Here is a 20,864-nt window from a genome sequence, read left to right on the forward strand (position 1 = left end):
GGACCGCGCAGGTGGTGCTCAGGTACTGATCATGTCCCTGCCGGACCGGCAGTGGCACGGGTGTTCTCCGACGAACCGGGCTTGGTGCCCGGCCGGACGGGGGTCGTGTGGAGCTCGACGAGCGGCGCGAGGTCCTGCGCGGCGTCGCGGGCGGCCTGCGCGGAGGCGTCGTCGGGCTGCCGCGCGGCGGCGGCCTCGGCCTCGGCACGCTGCCGGTAGGCGTCGATCTCGCGCGCCCGGGTGGCGTCGTCCCAGCCGAGGCGCGGCGCCACGATGTCGGCGATCTCCTCCAGGGCGCCGACGCCCTTGTCCGCCTGCTCGTAGTTCAGGCGGGTGCGGTGCATCAGCACGTCGTCGATGTGCAGGGCGCCCTCGTGGGTGACCGCGTACGCGATCTCGGCGCCGATGTAGGCGGGCGCGCCGGCCAGCGGCTGCCCGAGCCCGGGCTCGGCGTCGACCATCTCCAGCAGCTCGCCCAGCAGGGAGCCGTAGCGGTGCAGCAGGTGGTCCATCCGGCCGCGGTCCCAGCCGTAGCGGCTGCCGATGTCGCGGGCCTGGCGCTGCAGGACCTCGAGGCCCTCGGCGCCGACCAGCGGGATCCGCTCGGTGATGGACGGCAGCGTCGTCGCGCGCGAGCCGATCGCGAAGTCGACGGCGTCCTTGGCCATGACGCGGTAGGTGGTCAGCTTGCCGCCCGCGATCACCGTGAGGCCCGGGGTGGGGGAGGCGACCGTGTGCTCGCGGGACACCTTGGCGGACGACGTGCCCTCCTTGGTGCCGGGCTGCAGCAGCGGCCGCAGGCCCGCCCAGGTGCCGATGACGTCCTCGCGGGTGATCGGCCGGGCCAGCACGGCGTTGGCGTGCTCGATGACGTAGTCGATGTCCTCGCTGGTCGCCACGGGGTGCACCAGGTCCTGCTCGTACGGGGTGTCGGTGGTGCCGATCACCCAGTAGCGGGACCACGGGATGACGAACAGCACGGACTTCTCGGTCTGCAGGATCAGGCCGACGTTGCCGGCGATCCGGTCGCGCGGGACGACGATGTGGATGCCCTTGGACGCCAGCACCCGCAGGCCGCCCTCGGTGCCGGCCAGCGACTCCGTCTGCTCGGTCCACACGCCGGTGGCGTTGATGACGTGCCGCGCGCGGACCGTGAACCGCTCGCCCGTCTCCAGGTCCTGCAGCTCGGCGCCGGTGACGGCGCCGCCCGAGGTGGTGGTCAGCCCGATCACCTGGGTGCGGGACGCGGCGTGCGCGCCGTAGGACGCGGCGGTGCGGATCAGCGTCGAGACCAGGCGCGCGTCGTCGACGTTCGCGTCCCAGTACTGGATGGCGCCGACCGCCGCGTCGTGCCGCAGGTCGGGGAACTTGCGCTCCAGGCCCTTGCGCGTCACGTGCTGGTGCAGGGGCATGGCGCGCTTGCGGCCGCCCACGCTGGCGAGCGTGTCGTACAGGGCGATGCCGGCGCCGACGTAGGCGCGCTCGTAGACCCGCTTCTCCAGCGGGTAGAGGAACGGCACCGGCTTGACCAGGTGCGGCGCCAGGCTGCTGATCAGCAGGTCGCGCTCGGTCAGCGCCTCCCGGACCAGGTGGAAGTCGAGCATCTGCAGGTAGCGCAGGCCGCCGTGCACCAGCTTGCTGGACCGGCTCGACGTGCCGGACGCCCAGTCCTGGGCGTCGATCACGGCCGTCGACAGGCCGCGGGTCACGGCGTCGAGCGCGATGCCCGCACCGGTCACGCCACCGCCGATGACGAGGACGTCGAGCTCGGGCCCGCCCTCCGTGGTGGCCTTCAACGTGGCCAGCGCGTCGTCGCGCAGGCGGGGGGTCAGGGCTGCGGTCCTCATGTGCCACTCCATCGCGGGTCTTGCTGCTCGGCCGCGACCCCCGTCACGGGCGCCGGGGGCGCTCGCGGACCGGGACCTCGGTCCTGTCTGTCCGCTATCGTCTCCACTGCGCGAACGAACGCGCAACCGCAGTGCACGAATGTGCAGGACCGAGGTCCCAGGCACCGGGCGACGAGGAGGTCGCGGCTCATGACCGACCGGGAGCAGGACGTGCTGCGCGCGGCGTCCATGTACTACCTGCAGGACGTGAAGATGGAGGTCATCGCCCGGCACCTGCACACGTCGCGCTCGACCGTCTCCCGGCTGCTCAAGCGGGCCCGCGAGACAGGGCTGGTGGAGATCACGCTGCGCCCGTCCAGCACGCGGGCACCGAGCCTGGGCCGGTCCATCTCCGCCGCCTTCGGCATCGACACCTACGTGGTCCCGGTCCCGGACTCCGGCGAGCAGGTGGACACCCTCGACCAGGTGGCGCGCGCGACCGCCCGGCTGCTGGCGTCCTGGTTCGACTCCGACATGATCCTCGGCGTCGCGTGGGGCACGACGCTCGCGGCGGTGTCCCGCCGGCTGCAGCCCAAGGTCACGCACGGCAGCGTCGTGGTGCAGCTGAACGGGGCGGCGAACACCCGCACGTCGGGCATCGAGTACGCCAGCGACCTGATCGCCTCGTTCGGCACCGCGTTCGGGGCGACGGTGCGGCACTTCCCGGTGCCGGCGTTCTTCGACTACCCCGAGACCAAGCAGGCGATGTGGCGGGAGCGCTCGGTGCGCCGGGTGCTCGACGAGCAGGCGCGCGTCGACATCGCGCTGTTCTCCGTCGGGTCGGTGACCGGCTCCGTACCCAGCCACGTGTACTCCGCGGGGTACCTGGACGACGACGACGTCGAGCTCCTGCACGACCAGGCCGTGGTGGGCGACGTCTGCACCGTGTTCCTGCGGGCGGACGGGTCCTGGCGGGACGTCCCGCTGAACGCGCGGGCGACCGGGCCGTCCCCGGACCAGCTCCGGCGCATCCCGCGCCGGCTCTGCGCGGTGGCCGGGGACAACAAGGCGGTGCCGCTGCTGGCCGCGCTGCGCGCCGGGACCATGACCGACCTGGTGGTGGACGAGCGGACCGCCGTCCGGCTGCTCGAGCTCGCCTGACGGTCCGCGCGTCCCCGTCGTCCGCACCCTGTCAGGCGACGAAACGCAGCCGTGACCTGCGGCTGCTAGCGTCCGCGCGCATGACGGCACCCTCTGGCCGCGCGCCGACGCGCCCCGGACGCCCCCGCGCCGGCGCGGACCGCGACACCCGCGGCGACGTGCTCGCCGCGGCCGCCGCGCTGTTCAGCAGCGTCGGGTACACGGCGACCTCCACCTACGCGATCGCCGAGCGGGCGGGCGTCAAGCAGGCGTCGATCTACCACCACTTCCGGGGCAAGGACGTGCTGCTGCGCACGCTCCTGCTCGACACCGTGCGCCCCTCCCTGGACCTCGCCGACATGCTGCTGGACGCGCCCGGCGACCCGGCCGCGCGGCTGTGGGCGCTGTGCGACGCCGACGCCCGCTGGCTCGCCGACGGGCCGGTGAACATCGGCGGGCTGATGCAGCTGCCCGAGGTGGACGGCACGGCCTTCGTCGAGTTCCGGGCCGAGCGCGCCCAGCTGCGCGCCCGGTACGACGCCCTGGTCGCCGCGGTGCTCGGGCGACCCGACACCGGACCCTCGCCGGAGGCCACGCTGGTGTTCGGGCTGGTCGAGAGCGTCATCACCGCCCGCCGCGCCGGGGGGACGGCCGCCGTCCAGGACCTCGCCCCGCTGGTGGCGGACGCGGCGCTGCGGGTGCTGGGGCTGGCCGGCGGCGCGCTGGACGCCGCGCGCACCGAGGGGGAGCACCTGGTCCCGCACCCCGGCCCCGCGGACCGGCCGGAGGTGGACGACCCGGCGCCGGCGGCGGCGCACGACGTAGGTTGAGGACGTGACCGCCCCCGCCGCACCGTCGTCCCCGCCTGCCCCGTCCTCCTCGTCGTACCGCGTGCGGCCCGCGCGCCCGGCGGACGTGCGCGGCATCCGCGACCTGGTGCAGCCCTACGCCGACGAGCGGATCCTGCTCGCCAAGGAGTGGGTCGGCTACTACGAGTCCGTGCAGGAGTTCCACGTCGCCGAGGCGGACGACGGCAGCCTGATCGGGTGCGGCGCCCTGCACGTCATGTGGCAGGACCTCGCCGAGATCCGCACGCTCGCGGTCGCCCGGCAGTGGCGCGGTCGCGGCGTCGGCCACGCGCTGCTGGAGGCGCTGACCGAGCGCGCCCGCGAGCTGGGGCTGAGCCGGCTGTTCTGCCTCACCTTCGAGGTCGACTTCTTCGCGGCCCACGGCTGGGGCACGATCGACGGCGCCGCGGTGCCGCCCGAGGTCTACGCGGAGCTGCTGCGCTCGCACGACGACGGGGTCGCGGAGTTCCTCGACCTGGCCCGCGTGAAGCCGAACACCCTCGGCAACACGCGGATGATCGTCGACCTGGCCTGAGGGCCGGCGCGCACCGCCGAGCGCTCAGGCGGGCAGGCGGTAGCGCGGCGCGTCCTCGCCGGGCACCCGCTCGACCAGGCCGTCCGCCAGCAGGGACGCCAGGCAGCGGTCGCGCTGGACGGCGTCGGGCCACACGGCGGCGACCGCGTCGGCGGGTGCGGGCTCGAGGGCGTCGCGCAGCAGCGCCATGATCCGCCCGCGCACCTGGCGGTCGGTGCCGGCCCAGGTCTGGGTCCGGCGCCGCAGCACGTGCACGTCCGGCGGGGAGCCGGCCAGGCGCCAGGCGCACGCGTCCCGCACCGGGCAGACGTCGCACCGCGGTGACCGGGCCGTGCAGACCAGGGCGCCGAGCTCCATCGACGCCGCGGCCCAGCGCGCCGCCCCGGCGTCGTCCGCCGGCACGTAGGTCTCGGCCAGCCGCCGCTCCCCGACGGTCAGCGCCGGTGCCGGCAGGGCGGCGCCGTCGGCGACGCGGGACAGCACCCGGCGCACGTTGGTGTCGAGCACCACCGAGCGCCGGCCGAACGCGAACGCCCGCACCGCCGCCGCCGTGTACGAGCCGATGCCGGGCAGGGCGAGCAGCGCCGCCTCGTCGTCGGGGACCACCCCGCCGTGCCGCTCGACGACGGCGCGGGCGCAGTCCTGCAGCCGCAGCGCCCGGCGCGGGTAACCCAGCCGGTCCCACGCGCGCAGCACGTCCGCCGGGCTGGCGGCCGCCAGGTCGGCCGGTGCCGGCCAGCGCGCGAGCCACGCCCGCCACGCCGGCTCGACCCGCACCACCGGGGTCTGCTGCAGCATCACCTCGCTGACCAGCACGCCCCACGGCGTCCGGTCGGGCGCGCGCCAGGGCAGGTCGCGGGCGTGCTCGTCGAACCACGCGACCACGTCGGCGCGCACGTCGGCGGGGGAGGCGGTCGGCACGGGGCCATCCTCACCCGGGCGTACCGCGCGGACCCAATCCCGGCAGCGGCGCGGCCTCCCCGGCAGGGCGGCGGTGCCGGGCTACCGTGGCCACGGCTGTCGAGCGGAAGGACCAGGACATGGGCGTGCTGCGGCCGGAGGGCTCGCTGCCCCCGCGCGTGTACTGGATCCGGCGCGCCGTCGTCCTGGCCGTGGTCGTGGCGGTCGTCGTGCTCGCCGTGCTGGGCGTGCGCGCCCTGCTCACGGGCGGGGGCGACGACGAGGCCGCCGCCCCGCCGACCACGACGACGGAGAGCCCCGCCCCCGAGGACGAGGACACGGACCCCGGCACCCCCGCGTGCGCGCCGGCCGACCTCCAGGTCGAGATGGCCGCCGACGCCACCACCTACCCGGCGGACGCGCTGCCCACGTTCACGATCCGCCTGACCAACGCCGGCGACGCCGCGTGCCTGGTCGACGCGGGCGAGGCGCAGCGGCAGATCCTCGTCACCTCGGGCAGCGACCGGATCTGGGCGAGCACCGACTGCGCGGCGGGCGACCCGCTGCAGCTGCTGCTGGCACCCGGCCAGGCCGACGAGCGGCAGGTGCAGTGGGACCGCGTCCGGTCCGTGGAGGGCTGCGCGACGGGTCAGGCCGAGGCGCTGCCCGGCACGTACCAGGCGGTGCTCACCCTGGCCGGGGTCAGCGCGGAGCCGGTGGTGTTCGGGCTGGAGTGACCGCCGGCTCGCGGGACCCGACCGGTCAGACGTACCGCTCGAGGATGCTGGACTCCGCCAGGCGGGACAGGCCCTCGCGCACGGCCCGGGCGCGCTGCTCCCCGACGCCGTCGACGGCCATGAGGTCGTCGATGTTCGCCGCGAGCAGCTTCTGCAGGCCGCTGAAGTGCCCGACCAGCCGGTCGACGATCGCGGCGGGCAGCCGCGGCACCTTGGACATGAGCCGGTAGCCGCGCGGGCCGGTCGCGGCGTCGAGCATCTCGACGCCGCCGGGCAGGCCCAGCTCGCGGGCGATGAGCGCCAGGTCCAGCAGCTCGGTGGAGTCGAGCGCCCCGAGGGAGGTCTGGATGGCGTCGGCGTCGCGCCGCGACGAGTCCAGGTAGTCGCGGATGACCAGCTCGCTGTCCGAGCCGATGCCACCGGTGAGCTCGTCGAGCTGCAGCGACAGCAGGCGGCCGTCGGTGCCGAGCTCGACGACGTAGCCGGCGATCTCCTCCGAGATCCGGCGGACCATCTCCTGGCGCTGCACGACCACGCAGACGTCGCGGACCGTGACCAGGTCCTCGATCTCGAGCGCCGACAGCGTGCCGCTGACCTCGTCCAGCCGCGCCTTGTACCGCTCGAGCGTGGCGAGCGCCTGGTTGGCGCGGGACAGGATCGCGTCGGCGTTCTCGAGCACGTGCCGCTGGTCGCCGACGTACAGCGCGATGATCCGCATGGAGGCCGACACCGAGATGACGGGCAGCCCGGTCTGCTTGGCGACCCGCTCGGCCGTGCGGTGCCGGGTGCCGGACTCCGACGTGGAGATCGTCGGGTCCGGGAGCAGCTGGACCGCGGCGCGCACGATGCGGCTGCTGCTCGGGTCCATGACGATCGCGCCGTCCATCTTGGCCAGCTCGCGCAGCCCCGTGGCCGCGAACTCGACGTTCAGCTCGAAGCCGCCCGAGCAGATGCTCTCGACCGTGGCGTCGTAGCCCAGGACGATGAGCGCGCCGGTGCGGCCGCGCAGGATGCGCTCGAGGCCGTCGCGCAGCTCGGTGCCCGGCGCGACCGCGGCGAGCGTGTGCCGCAGCAGGTCGTCGGGCGGCGTGGTGGTGGGCACGGCGCGATCCTACGGGGAGCGGCCGACGCCCGGGGAGCCGCACGCGCCGGTGGACGGTTGCGATGCGGTCACGGTGCGCGCGGGGTCGCCGGGTGCGGGCGCGGCCGGGGGTGCGGGGTGCCGGGCGGGGGTGCCGGGCGGGGGTGCGGGGTGCCGGCGAGGGTGTGGGTGCCGGCGGCTAGCGTGACCGCCGTGACGACGACCTCCTCCGCCCGGGCCGCCCGCCCCGCCTTCCGCTGCGCCGAGTGCGGGTGGACCACGTCCAAGTGGGTCGGGCGCTGCGGCGAGTGCCAGACCTGGGGGTCGGTCACCGAGGACACCGGCCCCGGCGGAGCCGCACCGCGGACCGCGGTGATGGTCCCCCTGCGCGGTGCCGCCCGCCCGATCGCCGAGATCGACGTCGAGCAGAGCCGCTCGCGGCCGACCGGCGTCGGCGAGCTCGACCGCGTGCTGGGCGGCGGCCTGGTGCCCGGCGCCGTCGTGCTGCTCGCGGGCGAGCCGGGCGTCGGCAAGTCCACGCTGCTGCTGGACGTCGCCGCCCGGGCCGCGACCGGCGGCCGCACGGTGCTCTACGTGACCGGCGAGGAGTCCGCGGGCCAGGTCCGGCTGCGCGCGGAGCGGATCGGCGCGCTCGCGGACACGCTGCTGCTGACCGCCGAGACCGACCTCGGCACGATCCTGGGCCACCTCGCGCAGACCGAGCCCGACCTGCTCGTGCTCGACTCGGTGCAGACGGTGGCGTCGTCCGCGGTGGAGGGGTCGCCCGGCGGCGTCGCCCAGGTGCGCGAGGTGGCCGCGGCCCTGATCTCCGCGGCCAAGGAGCGCGGGCTGCCGGTGGTCCTGGTCGGGCACGTCACCAAGGACGGCTCGGTGGCCGGTCCCCGGACGCTGGAGCACCTGGTGGACGTCGTCTGCCAGTTCGAGGGCGACCGGCACTCCCGGCTGCGGCTGCTGCGGGCGACCAAGAACCGGTTCGGCCCGACGGACGAGGTCGGCTGCTTCGACCTGACCGAGACCGGCATCGTCGGCCTGGCGGACCCGTCGGGGCTGTTCGTGTCGCACGAGCGGCACCACGTCCCCGGCACCTGCGTCACCGTGACCCTCGAGGGCCGCCGCCCGCTGGCCATCGAGGTGCAGGCGCTCGTGGCGCCGAGCATGCTGTCGAACCCGCGCCGGACCACCAGCGGCGTGGACGGCAGCCGGCTGGCGATGGTGCTCGCGGTGCTGCAGCGGCGCGCGGGCCTCAAGGTCGGCGACCAGGACGTGTACGTGTCGACGGTCGGTGGCGCGCGCGTGGTCGAGCCGGGCGCCGACCTGGCGCTCGCGCTGGCGACGGTCAGCAGCCGGGAGAACGTCGCGCTGCCGCCCCGGCTCGTCGCGATCGGGGAGATCGGGCTGGCGGGGGAGATCCGCCCCGTCGCCGGCACCGTGCGCCGGCTCGCGGAGGCGGCCCGGCTCGGCTTCACGCACGCGGTGGTCCCGGCCGGCTCGCTGGAGAAGGGGCAGGCGCCGGAGGGGATGCGCGTGGCGCAGGCGGCCGACCTGGGCGAGGCGGTGCGGCTGACCCGTGCGGACGCCGTGCGGGTCCCCGCCGCGCCGGGGGCACCGGCGGTGCCGCAGGTCTGACGCCGGCCGCTGTCGCCCCCCGTTCGGTGCCCGGTCCTCGCCCGCCTGCCCGCCCGTCTGCTCGTCCGACGGAGCCCCCGGGGTGTGTCGCGGGTCCGCGGTACGTGGCCGGGCGCCAGTAGGCTGCCGCGGAACCTCCGGGACGTCGCCGCGACCGCGGCCGTCCCGGGCACGCAGTCGGCAGGGGAGTTCGAGCGATGAGTGACACCGGGCGGTTCGGCGGCGACCGACCGCAGTGGCCGAGCCTGCGCGACGACGACGCGGGGACGACGCCCGCCGCCCCGTCGGCACCCTCCGGGGTCCCCGCCCAGGGCCTGCCCCCGGCCGCGGCCGTCCCGCCCGCTGCGCCCGACGCTGTGCCCGTCCCGCCCGCTGCGCCCGACGCTGTGCCCGGCACGCCCGGCACGCCCGGCACGCCCGGTGCCACGCCGGGTAGCACGCCCGGTGCCGCGCCCGAGGGCACCCTCCCGCGCCGCAGCCGGCGGTACGCCGCGGCCGACCCGACGCTGCCCGACGCTCCGGTCGACCCCGAGTCGCGGGCCGCGGCGCTGGCCCGTGCCGAGGCGGCGCTCGCCGCGGGCGACGCCGGCGTGCGCACGTCAGCCCTGGCCCGTGCCGAGGCCGCGCTCGCGGCGAAGGGAGCCCCGGGGTCTGCGGACCCGGCGGGGTCGGCGGACCCGGCGGACCCCGGTGCCGAGGACGAGCGGCCCGGTGCCGAGGACGGCGCGCCGCCGCGACGCGGCCGTCGTCGCGCGGTCCTCGTCGCCTCGGTGGTCGCGGCGGTGCTGGTGCTCGGTGGCGGCGGCGCGTACCTGGTGACGCGGGACGGCGGCGGCACCGCTGCCGCCCCGCCGGACGTGGTGCTGCCCTCGCCGACCGCCAGCGCCGCGCCCGTGGCCCGCGCGGCGACGACGCCGTTCGCGTCGGCGCTGCCTGCCTCGGTGCTGCAGTACGCCCTCCAGGGATCGGCCGACGACGCGGAGTGGCTCGGGCAGGGCGCCGTCGAGGCGTACGCGGAGACCTACTCGGACGGCGCCGACGGCACGGTCACGGTGCAGGCGGGCCAGTGGGAGACGCCGGAGGAGGCCGCCGCGGTGCTCGCCGCCGTGACCGCCACCCTGCCCGCGGCCCCGGCGGACGCGACGGACCCGGCTGCCGAGGACGCCGCCGGCGCCGAGCCGAGCGCGGACCCGACCGCCGACCCCAGCGTGGCCGCTGTCCCCGCCGTGCTGCGCACGGGTGAGGTCCTGGTCGACGGGCAGCCGACCGGCACCGTCACGGTCGTCGACGCCGGCGACGGCACCGGCGTCGCGGCGTGGAGCAACGGCACCACGGTGTTCCGCGTCACCGGTCCGGCTGCCGACATCGCGAACCTGTACGCCGCGTACCCGCTCTGACGGCGCGGGCGGCGGGCCGTCCCACGGCGCCCCTCCGCACGTCGCCGCTCCCGCCGGCAGCCCGCCGCCCGTACCCGCCCGTGCCCACCGCCCGCGGCTGCCCGTCGGGCGCCCGGCCCCGCGGTGGGATAGGACGGGAGGAGGGTGGTGCACGACGGCGCCGCCGCCCGGCACCCGCGCGCCCCGCGCGCTCCCGCGGCGCCGTCCACCCCGGCCGGCCCCGCACGACCGAGGAGGACCATGGCACGCATCGGCACCACCGACCTGGACGTCCTGCCGCTCAACCTGGGCGGCAACGTGTTCGGCTGGACCGCGGACGAGGCGGCGTCGTTCGCCGTCCTGGACGCGTTCACCGAAGGCGGCGGCAGCGTCGTCGACACCGCGGACGTCTACTCGCAGTGGGCCCCCGGCCACCGCGGCGGTGAGTCGGAGGAGGTCATCGGGCGCTGGATGGCGGCGCGCGGCAACCGCCCGGACGTGGTGGTCGCGACCAAGGTCGGCAAGCTCGAGAGCCACCTCGGCACCTCCCGGACCGTGGTGCGCGAGGCGATCGACGCCTCGCTCAAGCGCCTGGGCACCGACTACGTCGACCTCTACTACGCGCACGCGGACGACCCGGACACCCCGCTGGAGGAGACCGTCGCCGCGCTCGGCGAGGTGGTCGCCGCCGGCAAGGCGCGGTACGTCGCGGCGTCCAACTTCTCCGCGGAGCGGCTGGCCGAGGCGCTGCGCATCGCCGACGAGCTCGGCGTCGCCCGGTTCGTCGCCCTGCAGCCGCACTACAACCTGGTGCACCGCCACGAGTACGAGGGCCCGCTCGCGGAGCTCGCCGTGCGGGAGGGCCTGGGCGTCCTGCCGTACTCCTCGCTGGCCAGCGGCTTCCTGACCGGCAAGTACCGGGACGGCGGGCCGGCCGTGGACAGCCCGCGGGCGGGCAGCGCGGGGCGCCACCTGGACGACCGCGGCCGCCGGGTCCTGGCCGCGCTGGACGAGGTCGCCGCCGCGCACGGCACGTCGGTCACCGCGGTGTCGCTCGCGTGGCTGCGGGTGCAGCCCGGGGTGGCGGCGCCGATCGCGAGCGCCCGGTCGACCGCCCAGCTGCCGGACCTGCTCGCGGGGGCGCGCCTGGAGCTGACGACGGACGAGCTGGACGCCCTGAGCGCCGCCGCCTGACGACCCGCCCGACGACCCCGACGACCCCGACGCTCACCAGCCGGCCGTGACCGCCGGCGGGTGGGCGCCGGCGGCCGGCGCGGGTGCGTCCGCCGCGTCCGCGAGCGGCAGCCGGACGGTGAACGTGGTGCGCCCGGGGCGGGCGTCGACGTCGATCGTCCCGCCGTGCGCGGTGACCACCGCCTGCACGATCGCCAGACCCAGGCCGGTCGACCCGGCCGCCCGGTTCCGGGACGCGTCGCCGCGCGCGAACCGCTCGAACAGCCGGGACCGGAGCTGCTCGGGGATGCCGGGGCCGTCGTCGCGGACCCGCAGCACCGCGCGGTCGCCCTCCTGACCCACCGCGACCACGACGGTGGTGCCGGCGGGGGTGTGCACCCGCGCGTTGGTGACGAGGTTGGCCAGCACCTGCCGGAGCCGGTGCTCGTCGGCGACCACGAGCACCGGGGCCGGGTCGCCGTCCGCGTCCTCGGCGAGCTCCAGCCGCCAGACGTGGTCCCGGCCGGCGACGTGCGCGTCGGCGACGGCGTCCACGGCGAGCGCCCCGAGGTCGACCTCCTCGAGGTCCAGGTCGCGCCCGGCGTCGAGCCGGGCCAGCAGCAGCATGTCCTCGACCAGCGACGTCATCCGGCGGGCCTCGGACCCCACCCGGTCCATCGACCGCACGACGTCGTCGGGCAGCTCGCCGGGCAGGCGCTGCACCAGCTCGGCGTAGCCGCGGATCGACGCCAGCGGCGTGCGGAGCTCGTGGCTGGCGTCGGCGACGAACCGCCGCACCTGCGTCTCCGACTCGTGCCGGGCGGTCAGCGCGGACTCCACGTGGCCGAGCATCCGGTTGAGCGCGGCACCGACCTGGCCGACCTCGGTGGCGGGGTCGGTGTCGTGCTCCGGGACGCGCTCGCGGATCTGCACCTCGCCCCGGGACAGCGGCATCTCGGAGACGCGGCCCGCGGTCGCGGCGACCCGGTCCAGCGGCCGCAGCTCGCGCCGCACCAGCACGGTGGCCAGCGCCGCGGCCACCAGCAGGCCGAGCACGGCCACCAGGACCTCGACCACCAGGAAGTCGTCGACCGTCGCGGTCACGTCCGCGGTGGGCAGCGCGGTGACGGACGTGTCGCCGTCGTCCGCGACCACCGCGACCACGCGGTAGCTGCCGAGCCCGGGCAGGTCGACCGGCCGGGGCGTCCCGTCCGGCGTGATGCCGAGCAGCGCGGCGAGCTGGTCGTCGGACAGGTCCCGCACCTCGCCCGAGTCGTCCAGGTAGCCGGCCTGCAGCGTCCCGTCCTCCGCCCGCTGGAACACGCTCACGGTGCCGACGTCCTGGCCGGGCAGCCCGAACGCGGGCGGGACCCGGCCGTCCTCGTCCGCCGCCCCGGCACCGGCGTCCGCGCCGTCCGCCGGGGAGCCGCCGGGCAGCCGGTCGCCGTCCAGCCGGCCGGGTGCAGCGGCGGCGCGCTGCGACGCGGAGACCAGCCGCTCGTCGATCTGGCCCAGCAGGGACGCGCGCAGCGCCAGCGTCGACACGAGCCCCATCACCGCGGCGACCGTCGCGAGCAGGACCAGCACGACGGCGACCAGCCGCCGGCGCAGCGTCCAGCGCTGCCGCCGCTGTCGCCCGGTCCGGCCCGGCGGCCCCCCGGTCACGCCGCGGGCTTGAGGACGTACCCGACGCCGCGCAGGGTGTGCAGCATCGGGGTGCGGCCCTTGTCGATCTTGCGGCGCAGGTAGGACACGTACAGCTCGACGATGTTCGCCTGGCCGCCGAAGTCGTACTGCCACACGCGGTCGAGGATCTGCGCCTTGGACAGCACGCGCCGGGGGTTGCGCATGAAGTAGCGGAGCAGCTCGAACTCCGTCGCGGTCAGCCGGATGTCGACGCCGTCCCGGGACACCTCGTGCGCGTCCTCGTCCATCCGCAGGTCGCCGACCACCAGGACGGCCTCCTCGCGCTCGGACACCGCTCCGGCGCGCCGGAGCAGGGCGCGCAGCCGCGCGACGACCTCCTCCAGGCTGAACGGCTTGGTGACGTAGTCGTCGCCGCCCGCGGTGAGCCCCGCGATCCGGTCCTCCACGGCGTCCTTCGCGGTGAGGAAGAGCACCGGCACGTGCGGGTGCGTGGCGCGGATCCGGCGCAGCACCTCCAGCCCCGACAGGTCGGGCAGCATGACGTCGAGCAGGATCACGTCCGGCTCCAGGGTGCGCGCCTGCGCGATCGCCGCCTGCCCGGAGAGCGCGTGCTCCACCTGCCAGCCCTCGTAGCGCAGGGCCGTCGAGAGGAGCTCGGCGAGGGTGGGCTCGTCGTCCACGACGAGGGCGCGGACGGGCTGGCCGTCCGCTCGGGTGAGGGCGTCGCGCTGGAGCGTCGAGGTGGTCATGGGCCGATCGTGCGCGCGCGACCTGAGCCGTCCCTGACGCGCTCCTGTGGGTTGCCTGTGCGTGGGTCGCCCCGCGCGGTCAGTCCGCCTCGATCACCGACAGCACGTTGCCCGACGGGTCCGTGAACCAGGCGATCAGCGGTCCGCCGCCGCGGAACACCCCGTCCTCGTCGGTCTGCACCGGGGTGCCCTCGTACCGCTCGAACCGCACGCCGCGCCCGCGCAGCTCCGCGACCGCCGCCGGGACGTCCGGCACCGGGAAGTTGAGGATCGTGAACGACGCCGGCGTGTGGGCCTCGCCCTTGGGGTAGGCGAGGACGTCGCGTCCGCCGGACAGGTGGAGCACGAGCATCCCGTCCCGCTCCTCGGCGTCCAGGCCGAGGACGTCGCCGTAGAACGCCCGGGCGGCGGGGACGTCCGCCACCGAGAACCCGCTGAATCCGTGGCTGAGGTCGAGCATGGCGACTCCTTCGTCGGCGGTCCGTGCGCCCAGCGTGCACCCCCGGGGGGTGCCGCGTGAAGGTCTCGCGCGGCCCGCGCCGGGCGGACCGGTGATCACGAGCGTCCACAGCCCGTCGTCCGAGGTCCCCCAGGCCGTACCCAGGTGCGGGCGGTGGGCTGGTCGACGTCGCCCCGCACGGGGCCCGAGCCGAGGGAGCACGCCATGACCGTCCTGGACTCACCTGCACCCGTACCTGCACCCGCTCCGGCCGCCGCACCCGACCCGACGTGGCTGACCGCCACCGTCCGGCCCGCGGGCTCGTTCGGCCGCGCCGACGCGGACCGGCTCCGCACGCTGCTCGACGCCCTGTCGGCGTGCGCGTCGGTCGTCGTGCTGGATCTGGGCTCCGCCCGGCTGCGCAGCCCGCGGGCGGCGGAGGTGGTGGACCAGGCCGCGACCCGGCTGGAGGCCCGCGGCGGGTGCCTGCTCTGCGTGCACGCGGACGTCGAGACCCGCGCCCGGCTGGCGGACGCCGGGCCGCACGCGGTGCTGCTGGCCGGCGACGCCGATCCCGTCCGCGGCGGGGACGGGGCAGCCGCGGCGTGGCGCTGACCGAGCGGGCCGGTGGAGGAATCGTGTGCGCGGCCGGTGCGGCTGCCGTCGCGTCGAGGCCCTCGCCTACGGTGGGCACCATGCCGCGCCCGTCGACCGCCCCGCCGACCGCCTGGCGGGAGCCCGAGCCCGCCGGCGGCCCCGCCGGCGGCGCGTCCGGGTCGCCCCGCGGCGCACGCTGGCGCACGCCCGCCGGCACCGCCCGCCGGGTGGCCGCGGCGCTGCTCGTGGCGGCGGTCGCCGCCGCCGGGATCTGGGTGACCTGGCGCGTCTTCGTCGGCACCGAGCACGGCCAGGCCGTGGACCAGGCGTCGCTGGACGGCGCCCACATCGGCCAGAACCGGTTGTGGGAGGTCGCGGAGCCGGTGCTGGACGTCGTCTCCGTCGGGTTCATCGCGGCGGCGATCGTCGCCTGCGCGGTCATCGCGTTCGTGCGGCGCCGCTGGGGGCTGGCGCTGGTCGCCGCCGGTGTGCTGGTGGGCGCCAACGTCACGACGCGCGTCCTCAAGTACTGGGTGCTGGACCGGCCCGAGCTGGGGCACGGCCCGGAGTTCAACACGCTCCCGTCCGGGCACACCACGGCAGCGGCGTCGGTCGCGGCCGCGGTGCTGCTGGTGGTGCCGCCGCGGGCCCGGCCCTGGGTCGCGGTGCTGGGGGCCGCGTACGGCGGCGCGACCGGCGTGTCCACCCTGATCGGGCAGTGGCACCGGCCGTCCGACGTCGTCGCCGGGCTGCTCGTGGTGCTGCTCTGGGGCGCGCTGGGCTGCGCCGTCCTCGCGCTGGGCGTGGACACGTCGTCCGCGACCCACCCCCCGACGGCCGCGCTGCGCGCGGTCCGTGCCGGGGCGACCGGCGCGACGGGCACCCGGGTCGCCCTCGTCCTGCTCGCGCTGGTGACGGTGCTGGCCGGGGCGGCGGGCGCCGTCGCGCTGCGCCGCACCTGGCTGTCCGACGACCCGGTGGGCAGCACGGCCGCGCTGCTGACGTCGTACGGTGGCGGGGCGCTGGGCATCGTGGCGGTGGCGGCGGCGTCCTCGGGCGCGCTGCTGGTGCTGCGCCGGTCCGCCACATCCGGGTCGGTCCAGGTGGGACCGACGTCGTAGAGTCACCCCGCACAGGGGGTGGCACGCTGTCGTCCGCACGGGACGACCGCCGCCGGCGGGCACGCGCCTGACGCACCCGCCCGAGCAGCTCGAGGAAGCAGGAGTACATGTCCGCAGGTCGCAAGCTGGTCATCGTGGAGTCGCCGGCGAAGGCGCGCACGATCGCCGGGTACCTCGGGGACGACTACGAGGTCGAGGCGAGCGTCGGGCACATCCGCGACCTCCCGCAGCCCAGCGAGCTGCCCGCCGAGATGAAGAAGGGCCCCTTCGGGAAGTTCGCCGTCGACGTCGACAACGGCTTCGAGCCGTACTACGTCGTCGACTCGGACAAGAAGAAGAAGGTCGCCGAGCTCAAGCGGCTGCTCAAGGAGGCCGACGAGCTCTACCTCGCCACCGACGAGGACCGCGAGGGCGAGGCCATCGCGTGGCACCTCCTGCAGGAGCTCAAGCCCAAGGTGCCCGTCAAGCGCATGGTGTTCCACGAGATCACCCGCGAGGCGATCACCCGCGCCCTGGAGAACACCCGCGAGCTGGACGACCGGCTGGTCGACGCCCAGGAGACCCGGCGCATCCTGGACCGCCTGTACGGGTACGAGGTCAGCCCGGTGCTGTGGCGCAAGGTCCGCCAGGGGCTGTCCGCCGGCCGCGTGCAGTCCGTCGCGACCCGCCTGGTCGTCGAGCGGGAGCGCGAGCGCATGGCCTTCCGCGCCGCCGACTACTGGGACCTGACCGCGACGTTCGCGGTCGAGGACTCCGCCGAGCCGACCTTCGACGCCCGCCTGCTGCAGCTCGGCGAGCGCCGCGTGGCCTCGGGCCGCGACTTCGGCGACGACGGCGTGCTCAAGGGCTCCGGGGCCGCCCGCCCGGTCCACCTCGACGAGGGGGCGGCGCACGCGTGGGTGTCCGCGCTGGACGGCGCCGACTTCGCGGTCCGCTCCCTGGAGACCAAGCCGTACACCCGCCGCCCGGCGGCGCCGTTCACCACCTCGACGCTGCAGCAGGAGGCCAGCCGCAAGCTGCGGATGGCCTCCCGCGCCACCATGCGCACCGCGCAGACGCTGTACGAGAACGGCTACATCACCTACATGCGGACCGACTCGCCCACGCTGAGCGCGCAGGCGGTCGACGCCGCGCGCCGGCAGGCGGCCGAGCTGTACGGCGCGGACCACGTGCCCGACGCCCCGCGTGTGTACGCCTCGAAGAGCAAGGGCGCCCAGGAGGCGCACGAGGCCATCCGCCCCGCGGGTGACGACTTCCGCACCCCGGCGCAGGTGGCCCGCGAGCTGTCCGGCGACCAGTTCCGGCTCTACGAGCTGATCTGGAAGCGCACCGTCGCCTCGCAGATGGCCGACGCCCGCGGGTCCACCGCGTCGGTCCGGATCGCCGCCACCGTGCCCGCCCCGGCGCTGCCGGACGGCAGCACCGCGGCCGACGCCGCCGCGGCCGGCGCCCCCACCCCGGTGGTGTTCGGCGCCAGCGGCACCGTGATCACGTTCCGCGGGTTCCTCGCGGCGTACGAGGAGGGGCGCGACGTCGAGCGCTACTCCGGCGACGCCGAGGCCGCCGCGTCGGACGCGGGCGGCAAGGACGCCCGGCTCCCGCAGATGGCCGAGGGCGACGCGGTCGCCGCGTCCGACCTCACCGCCGACGGCCACCGCACCTCGCCGCCGCCGCGCTTCACGGAGGCGAGCCTGGTCAAGGCGCTGGAGGAGCGCGGCATCGGCCGCCCGTCCACCTACGCCGCGACGATCTCCGTCATCCAGGACCGCGGCTACGTGATGAGCCGCGGCCAGGCGCTGGTGCCCACCTGGCTCGCGTTCGCCGTCACGCGGCTGCTGGAGGAGAACTTCGACCGGCTGGTCGACTACGACTTCACCGCCTCGATGGAGGAGGACCTCGACGCCATCGCCGCCGGCCAGAAGGACCGCGTGGAGTGGCTGACCCGGTTCTACTTCGGCACGGCCGCGGCCGAGGGCCCCGACGGCGACGGCCTGCGCGAGCTGGTCGCGAACCTCGGCGAGATCGACGCCCGCGAGGTCAACTCGATCGACATCGGCGACGGCATCACGCTCCGCGTGGGCCGCTACGGGCCGTACATTGAGGACAGCGCCGGCGAGCCCGGCGAGGACGGCAACCCGCGCCGCGCGTCGGTGCCCGACGACCTGGCTCCCGACGAGCTGACGGTCGCCAAGGCCCGCGAGCTGCTCGAGACCCAGCCCGAGGGCGACCTCGTGCTCGGCACCGACCCGGGGACGGGCACGACGATCGTCGCGAAGAACGGTCGCTACGGGCCGTACGTCACCGAGCTGCTGCCGGAGCCCGAGCTGGACCCGGGCCTGTCGGCGGCCGCGAAGAAGCGCGCGCTGGCGGCGGCGCCCAAGCCGCGCACCGGCTCGCTGCTGAAGTCGCAGCAGCTGCAGACGATCACGCTCGAGGACGCGCTGCAGCTGCTCAGCCTGCCGCGCGTCGTGGGCACCGACCCGGAGACGGGCACGGAGATCACGGCGCAGAACGGCCGGTACGGCCCGTACCTCAAGCGGGGCACCGACTCGCGCACGCTGCCGTCGGAGGAGGCGATCTTCACCACCACGCTGGAGGAGGCGCTCGCCATCTACGCCCAGCCCAAGCGCGGCCGCGGCGCCACCGCCGCACCGCCGCTGCGCGAGCTGGGCGAGGACCCCACCTCGAAGAAGCCGATCGTGGTCAAGGAGGGCCGGTTCGGCGCGTACGTCACCGACGGCGAGACCAACCGCACCCTGCCGCGCGACGTGACGCCCGAGTCGATCACCCCGGAGCAGGCGGTCGAGCTGCTGGCGGAGAAGCGGGCACAGGGCCCCAAGAAGAAGCCGGCCGCCCGCAAGGCCGCCGCGCCGCGGAAGAAGGCGGCGGCCAAGAAGTAGGTCAGACCTCCAGCACGACCCAGCCCAGCGGGGGCACGTCCACGACGTGCCCCCGCTCGGTCGTCCGGGGGCCGGCCGCGCCGTCGTCGCTGCGCGCTGCGGGACGGGCCCGGGCGGGGACCTCGACCGCCCACGGCTCCGCCGCGAGGTTCAGCGCCACCAGCAGGGCGTCGTCGCCGTCCGCGGCGCGCGCCTGGTAGACCAGCCGGTCGTTGGTCACCTCGACCACGTGCGTGCGGGCGGTGTGCAGCCAGGGGTGCCGCCGGCGCAGGCCCAGCAGCGCCTGGTGCCGGTGGTAGGCCGCCCAGCCGTCGGGCGCGCGATCGGGGCCCGCCAGGTCGGCGGGCGTCGGCGGGTACGGCGGGCGCACGGCGTCGTCGCCGCCGGCGCGGTCCTCCTTGACCCCGCGGAAGGCCTGCTCGTCGCCGTAGTACACCGCCGGGGTGCCGCCGACCGTCGCCAGCACGACCAGCGCGTGCCCGGCCAGGGCGGGGTCGCCCACCTGGTCCGCGATCCGGGTGACGTCGTGGTTGCCGACGAACGTGTACGGCACGAACGCGTCGAGGAACGCGTCGTGCCGGCCGAGCGTCCACGCCAGCTCGTGCCAGTTGCGGTCCCGGATCGCGCTCCAGGTCGCCTTCCACAGCTCGTACTGGGTGACGGAGTCGACCCCCGACGCCGCGACGAACGCCGGGTAGTCGCCGTGGATGACCTCGCCCATCAGGTACGCGTCGGGGTGCCGCTCGCGCACGCGCGCCGTCACCTGCGCCCAGAACGCCGTCGGCACCGCGTACGCGGCGTCCAGCCGCCAGCCGTCGGCGCCCGCGTCCAGCCAGTGCGTCATGACGTCCGCGACCAGGTCCACCACCCGGGGGGAGTCGTGGTCCAGCGTGACGAGGGCCCGGTGCCCCTCGAAGCAGTCCCAGGTCGGCTCGTCGCCCGTGCCCACACCGGGCCAGGTGATCCGGAACAGGTCCGCCTCCGGCGACCCCGGGCCGCCCGCCAGCGCGGCGCGGAACAGCGGGTGCTGCTCGCCGACGTGGTTGAACACCCCGTCCAGCAGCACCCGGACACCGCGGTCGTGCGCGGCCGCGACCAGGCGGTCGAAGTCCGCCCGGTCGCCCAGCCGCGGGTCGATCGCGAGGTGGTCCACGGTGTCGTACCCGTGCGTGGCCGAGGCGAACACCGGGCCGAGCGCCAGGCCGTTCAGCCCGAGGTCGACCACGTAGTCCAGCCAGCGCTCGAGGTGCGCCAGGCGGTGCGTGACGGGAGCGCCGTCCACGGCCGCGCGCTCGGCGCCGGCGAACCCCAGCGGGTAGACGTGCCACCACATCGCGTGCTGCACCCACGCCGGGGCCATCGGGTCTCCTTCGGGTCGGCTTCGCCCACGACCCTCGCAGGTCAGCGCCCCGGTGTCATCCGCACCGGGGCGCCGGCCGTGCGTGGCGCGGGGCTGCCGCTCAGTGCGCCCGGTGCGGCTCGGGCTCGGGCAGGCCCGCGTCGGCCCGCACGCGGCGGGCGAAGCCCTCGATCGACCGCAGCGCGTCGACCAGGTCCGGCACGCGGACGGTGAACGGCATGGCGTGGATCGTCTCGCCCTCCGCCGTCGCGAGCTCGGCGACCCGGGTCAGGTCGTCGACGTCGTCCACCGTCAGGCCGATCTCCGTGAGGGTGTTGGGCAGCCCCACCCGGGTGGTGAACTCCACGAAGTCCCGGATCTCGTCGACCGGGGCGCCCTCGAGCACCAGCTGGGTCACCGAGCCGATGTTCACCTTCTGCCCGTGCGTCAGGCCGTGCGTCTGCGGCGCGGCGGTCAGCCCGTTGTGGATCGCGTGCGCGGCGGCGAGACCGCCGGACTCGAACCCGAGGCCGGACAGCAGCGTGTTGGCCTCGACGACCTTCTCCACCGACGGCGTCACCAGGTGGTCGCGCACGGCGTCGATCGCCGGCAGGGCGTGCTCCCGGAGGATGTCCCAGGACAGCCGCGCCAGCGCGGTGCCGGTGGCGGTGGGGAGCCCGCCGGCCATCGTCGTGGCGTCCCCGCGGGCGACCGCGCGCCTCGATCCAGGTGGCGAGCGCGTCACCCACCCCCGCGACCAGGAACCTCACCGGGGCGTTCGCGACCAGCTGCGTGTCCACGAGCACCAG

18 protein-coding genes are annotated in these 20,864 nt (G+C 76.1%); 10 read left to right on the forward strand and 8 right to left on the reverse strand.

The annotated features are described in order from the left end of the window. Positions 1-29 precede the first annotated feature (29 nt). Complete coding sequence (locus AC1050_RS11925) at positions 30-1,847, reverse strand: glycerol-3-phosphate dehydrogenase/oxidase (RefSeq protein ID WP_482387623.1); 1,818 nt, start codon at positions 1,845-1,847, stop codon at positions 30-32. A gap of 189 nt (positions 1,848-2,036) precedes the next feature. Here AC1050_RS11925 and AC1050_RS11930 point away from each other — a divergent pair, with 189 nt between their 5' ends. From AC1050_RS11930 to AC1050_RS11940, 3 genes are all read left to right on the forward strand, one after another. Next, positions 2,037-2,987, forward strand: coding sequence for a sugar-binding transcriptional regulator (locus AC1050_RS11930; RefSeq protein ID WP_482387624.1), 951 nt, complete (start codon positions 2,037-2,039; stop codon positions 2,985-2,987). 80 nt (positions 2,988-3,067) lie between these two features. Continuing rightward, positions 3,068-3,796 (forward strand): TetR/AcrR family transcriptional regulator, encoded by a 729-nt coding sequence (locus AC1050_RS11935; protein ID WP_482387625.1) that lies wholly within the window; start codon positions 3,068-3,070, stop codon positions 3,794-3,796. 4 nt (positions 3,797-3,800) lie between these two features. After that, entirely contained in the window at positions 3,801-4,349 is a 549-nt protein-coding gene (locus tag AC1050_RS11940; protein ID WP_482387626.1) for an amino-acid N-acetyltransferase, read from the forward strand. A 24-nt stretch (positions 4,350-4,373) separates the two neighbouring features. On the opposite strand, the gene AC1050_RS11945 is transcribed toward AC1050_RS11940, so the two are convergent. Next, entirely contained in the window at positions 4,374-5,270 is an 897-nt protein-coding gene (locus AC1050_RS11945; protein WP_482387627.1) for an HhH-GPD family protein, read from the reverse strand. Positions 5,271-5,356: 86 nt separating this feature from the next. On the opposite strand from AC1050_RS11945, the gene AC1050_RS11950 reads away from it, so the two are divergent. Beyond that, on the forward strand, positions 5,357-5,986 hold the full coding sequence (locus AC1050_RS11950) for a hypothetical protein (protein ID WP_482387628.1): 630 nt from the start codon (positions 5,357-5,359) through the stop codon (positions 5,984-5,986). A 25-nt stretch (positions 5,987-6,011) separates the two neighbouring features. Here the strand turns inward: AC1050_RS11950 and disA are convergent, their stop codons facing one another. Next, complete coding sequence (gene disA, locus AC1050_RS11955; protein WP_482387629.1) at positions 6,012-7,088, reverse strand: DNA integrity scanning diadenylate cyclase DisA; 1,077 nt, start codon at positions 7,086-7,088, stop codon at positions 6,012-6,014. Between the two features lie 192 nt (positions 7,089-7,280). Here disA and radA point away from each other — a divergent pair, with 192 nt between their 5' ends. The 3 genes from radA to AC1050_RS11970 all read left to right on the forward strand — a co-directional run bounded on the left by radA (position 7,281) and on the right by AC1050_RS11970 (position 11,284). Further along, entirely contained in the window at positions 7,281-8,714 is a 1,434-nt protein-coding gene (radA, locus tag AC1050_RS11960) for a DNA repair protein RadA (protein ID WP_482387630.1), read from the forward strand. 197 nt (positions 8,715-8,911) lie between these two features. Further along, positions 8,912-10,111, forward strand: a complete 1,200-nt coding sequence (locus AC1050_RS11965) for a hypothetical protein (protein WP_482387631.1) — start codon at positions 8,912-8,914, stop codon at positions 10,109-10,111. Between the two features lie 240 nt (positions 10,112-10,351). Further along, positions 10,352-11,284, forward strand: a complete 933-nt coding sequence (locus AC1050_RS11970) for an aldo/keto reductase (RefSeq protein ID WP_482387632.1) — start codon at positions 10,352-10,354, stop codon at positions 11,282-11,284. 33 nt (positions 11,285-11,317) lie between these two features. Here the strand turns inward: AC1050_RS11970 and AC1050_RS11975 are convergent, their stop codons facing one another. The 3 genes from AC1050_RS11975 to AC1050_RS11985 all read right to left on the reverse strand — a co-directional run bounded on the left by AC1050_RS11975 (position 11,318) and on the right by AC1050_RS11985 (position 14,119). Next, positions 11,318-12,928, reverse strand: a complete 1,611-nt coding sequence (locus AC1050_RS11975) for a sensor histidine kinase (RefSeq protein ID WP_482387633.1) — start codon at positions 12,926-12,928, stop codon at positions 11,318-11,320. Beyond that, entirely contained in the window at positions 12,925-13,659 is a 735-nt protein-coding gene (locus tag AC1050_RS11980) for a response regulator transcription factor (RefSeq protein ID WP_482387634.1), read from the reverse strand. The genes AC1050_RS11975 and AC1050_RS11980 overlap by 4 nt, the downstream gene beginning before the upstream one ends. A gap of 79 nt (positions 13,660-13,738) precedes the next feature. Continuing rightward, a complete protein-coding gene (locus AC1050_RS11985; RefSeq protein ID WP_482387635.1) occupies positions 13,739-14,119 on the reverse strand; it encodes a VOC family protein in 381 nt (126 codons plus the stop codon). Positions 14,120-14,323: 204 nt separating this feature from the next. On the opposite strand from AC1050_RS11985, the gene AC1050_RS11990 reads away from it, so the two are divergent. From AC1050_RS11990 to topA, 3 genes are all read left to right on the forward strand, one after another. Then, positions 14,324-14,713: a hypothetical protein gene (locus AC1050_RS11990; protein WP_482387636.1), complete on the forward strand. Its 390-nt coding sequence runs from the start codon at positions 14,324-14,326 to the stop codon at positions 14,711-14,713. Between the two features lie 80 nt (positions 14,714-14,793). Further along, positions 14,794-15,816, forward strand: coding sequence for a phosphatase PAP2 family protein (locus AC1050_RS11995; RefSeq protein ID WP_482387637.1), 1,023 nt, complete (start codon positions 14,794-14,796; stop codon positions 15,814-15,816). Between the two features lie 107 nt (positions 15,817-15,923). Continuing rightward, positions 15,924-18,716, forward strand: coding sequence for a type I DNA topoisomerase (gene topA / locus AC1050_RS12000; protein WP_482387638.1), 2,793 nt, complete (start codon positions 15,924-15,926; stop codon positions 18,714-18,716). A 1-nt stretch (position 18,717) separates the two neighbouring features. Here topA and AC1050_RS12005 read toward each other — a convergent pair whose 3' ends face one another. Beyond that, positions 18,718-20,076, reverse strand: a complete 1,359-nt coding sequence (locus AC1050_RS12005; RefSeq protein ID WP_482387639.1) for an alpha-amylase family protein — start codon at positions 20,074-20,076, stop codon at positions 18,718-18,720. A gap of 100 nt (positions 20,077-20,176) precedes the next feature. Next, positions 20,177-20,743 (reverse strand): dehydroquinate synthase/iron-containing alcohol dehydrogenase family protein, encoded by a 567-nt coding sequence (locus AC1050_RS12010; protein WP_482387640.1) that lies wholly within the window; start codon positions 20,741-20,743, stop codon positions 20,177-20,179. Between the last annotated feature and the right edge of the window lie 121 nt (positions 20,744-20,864).

The sequence above is a fragment of the Cellulomonas sp. NEAU-ZC6 genome (assembly GCF_056844425.1).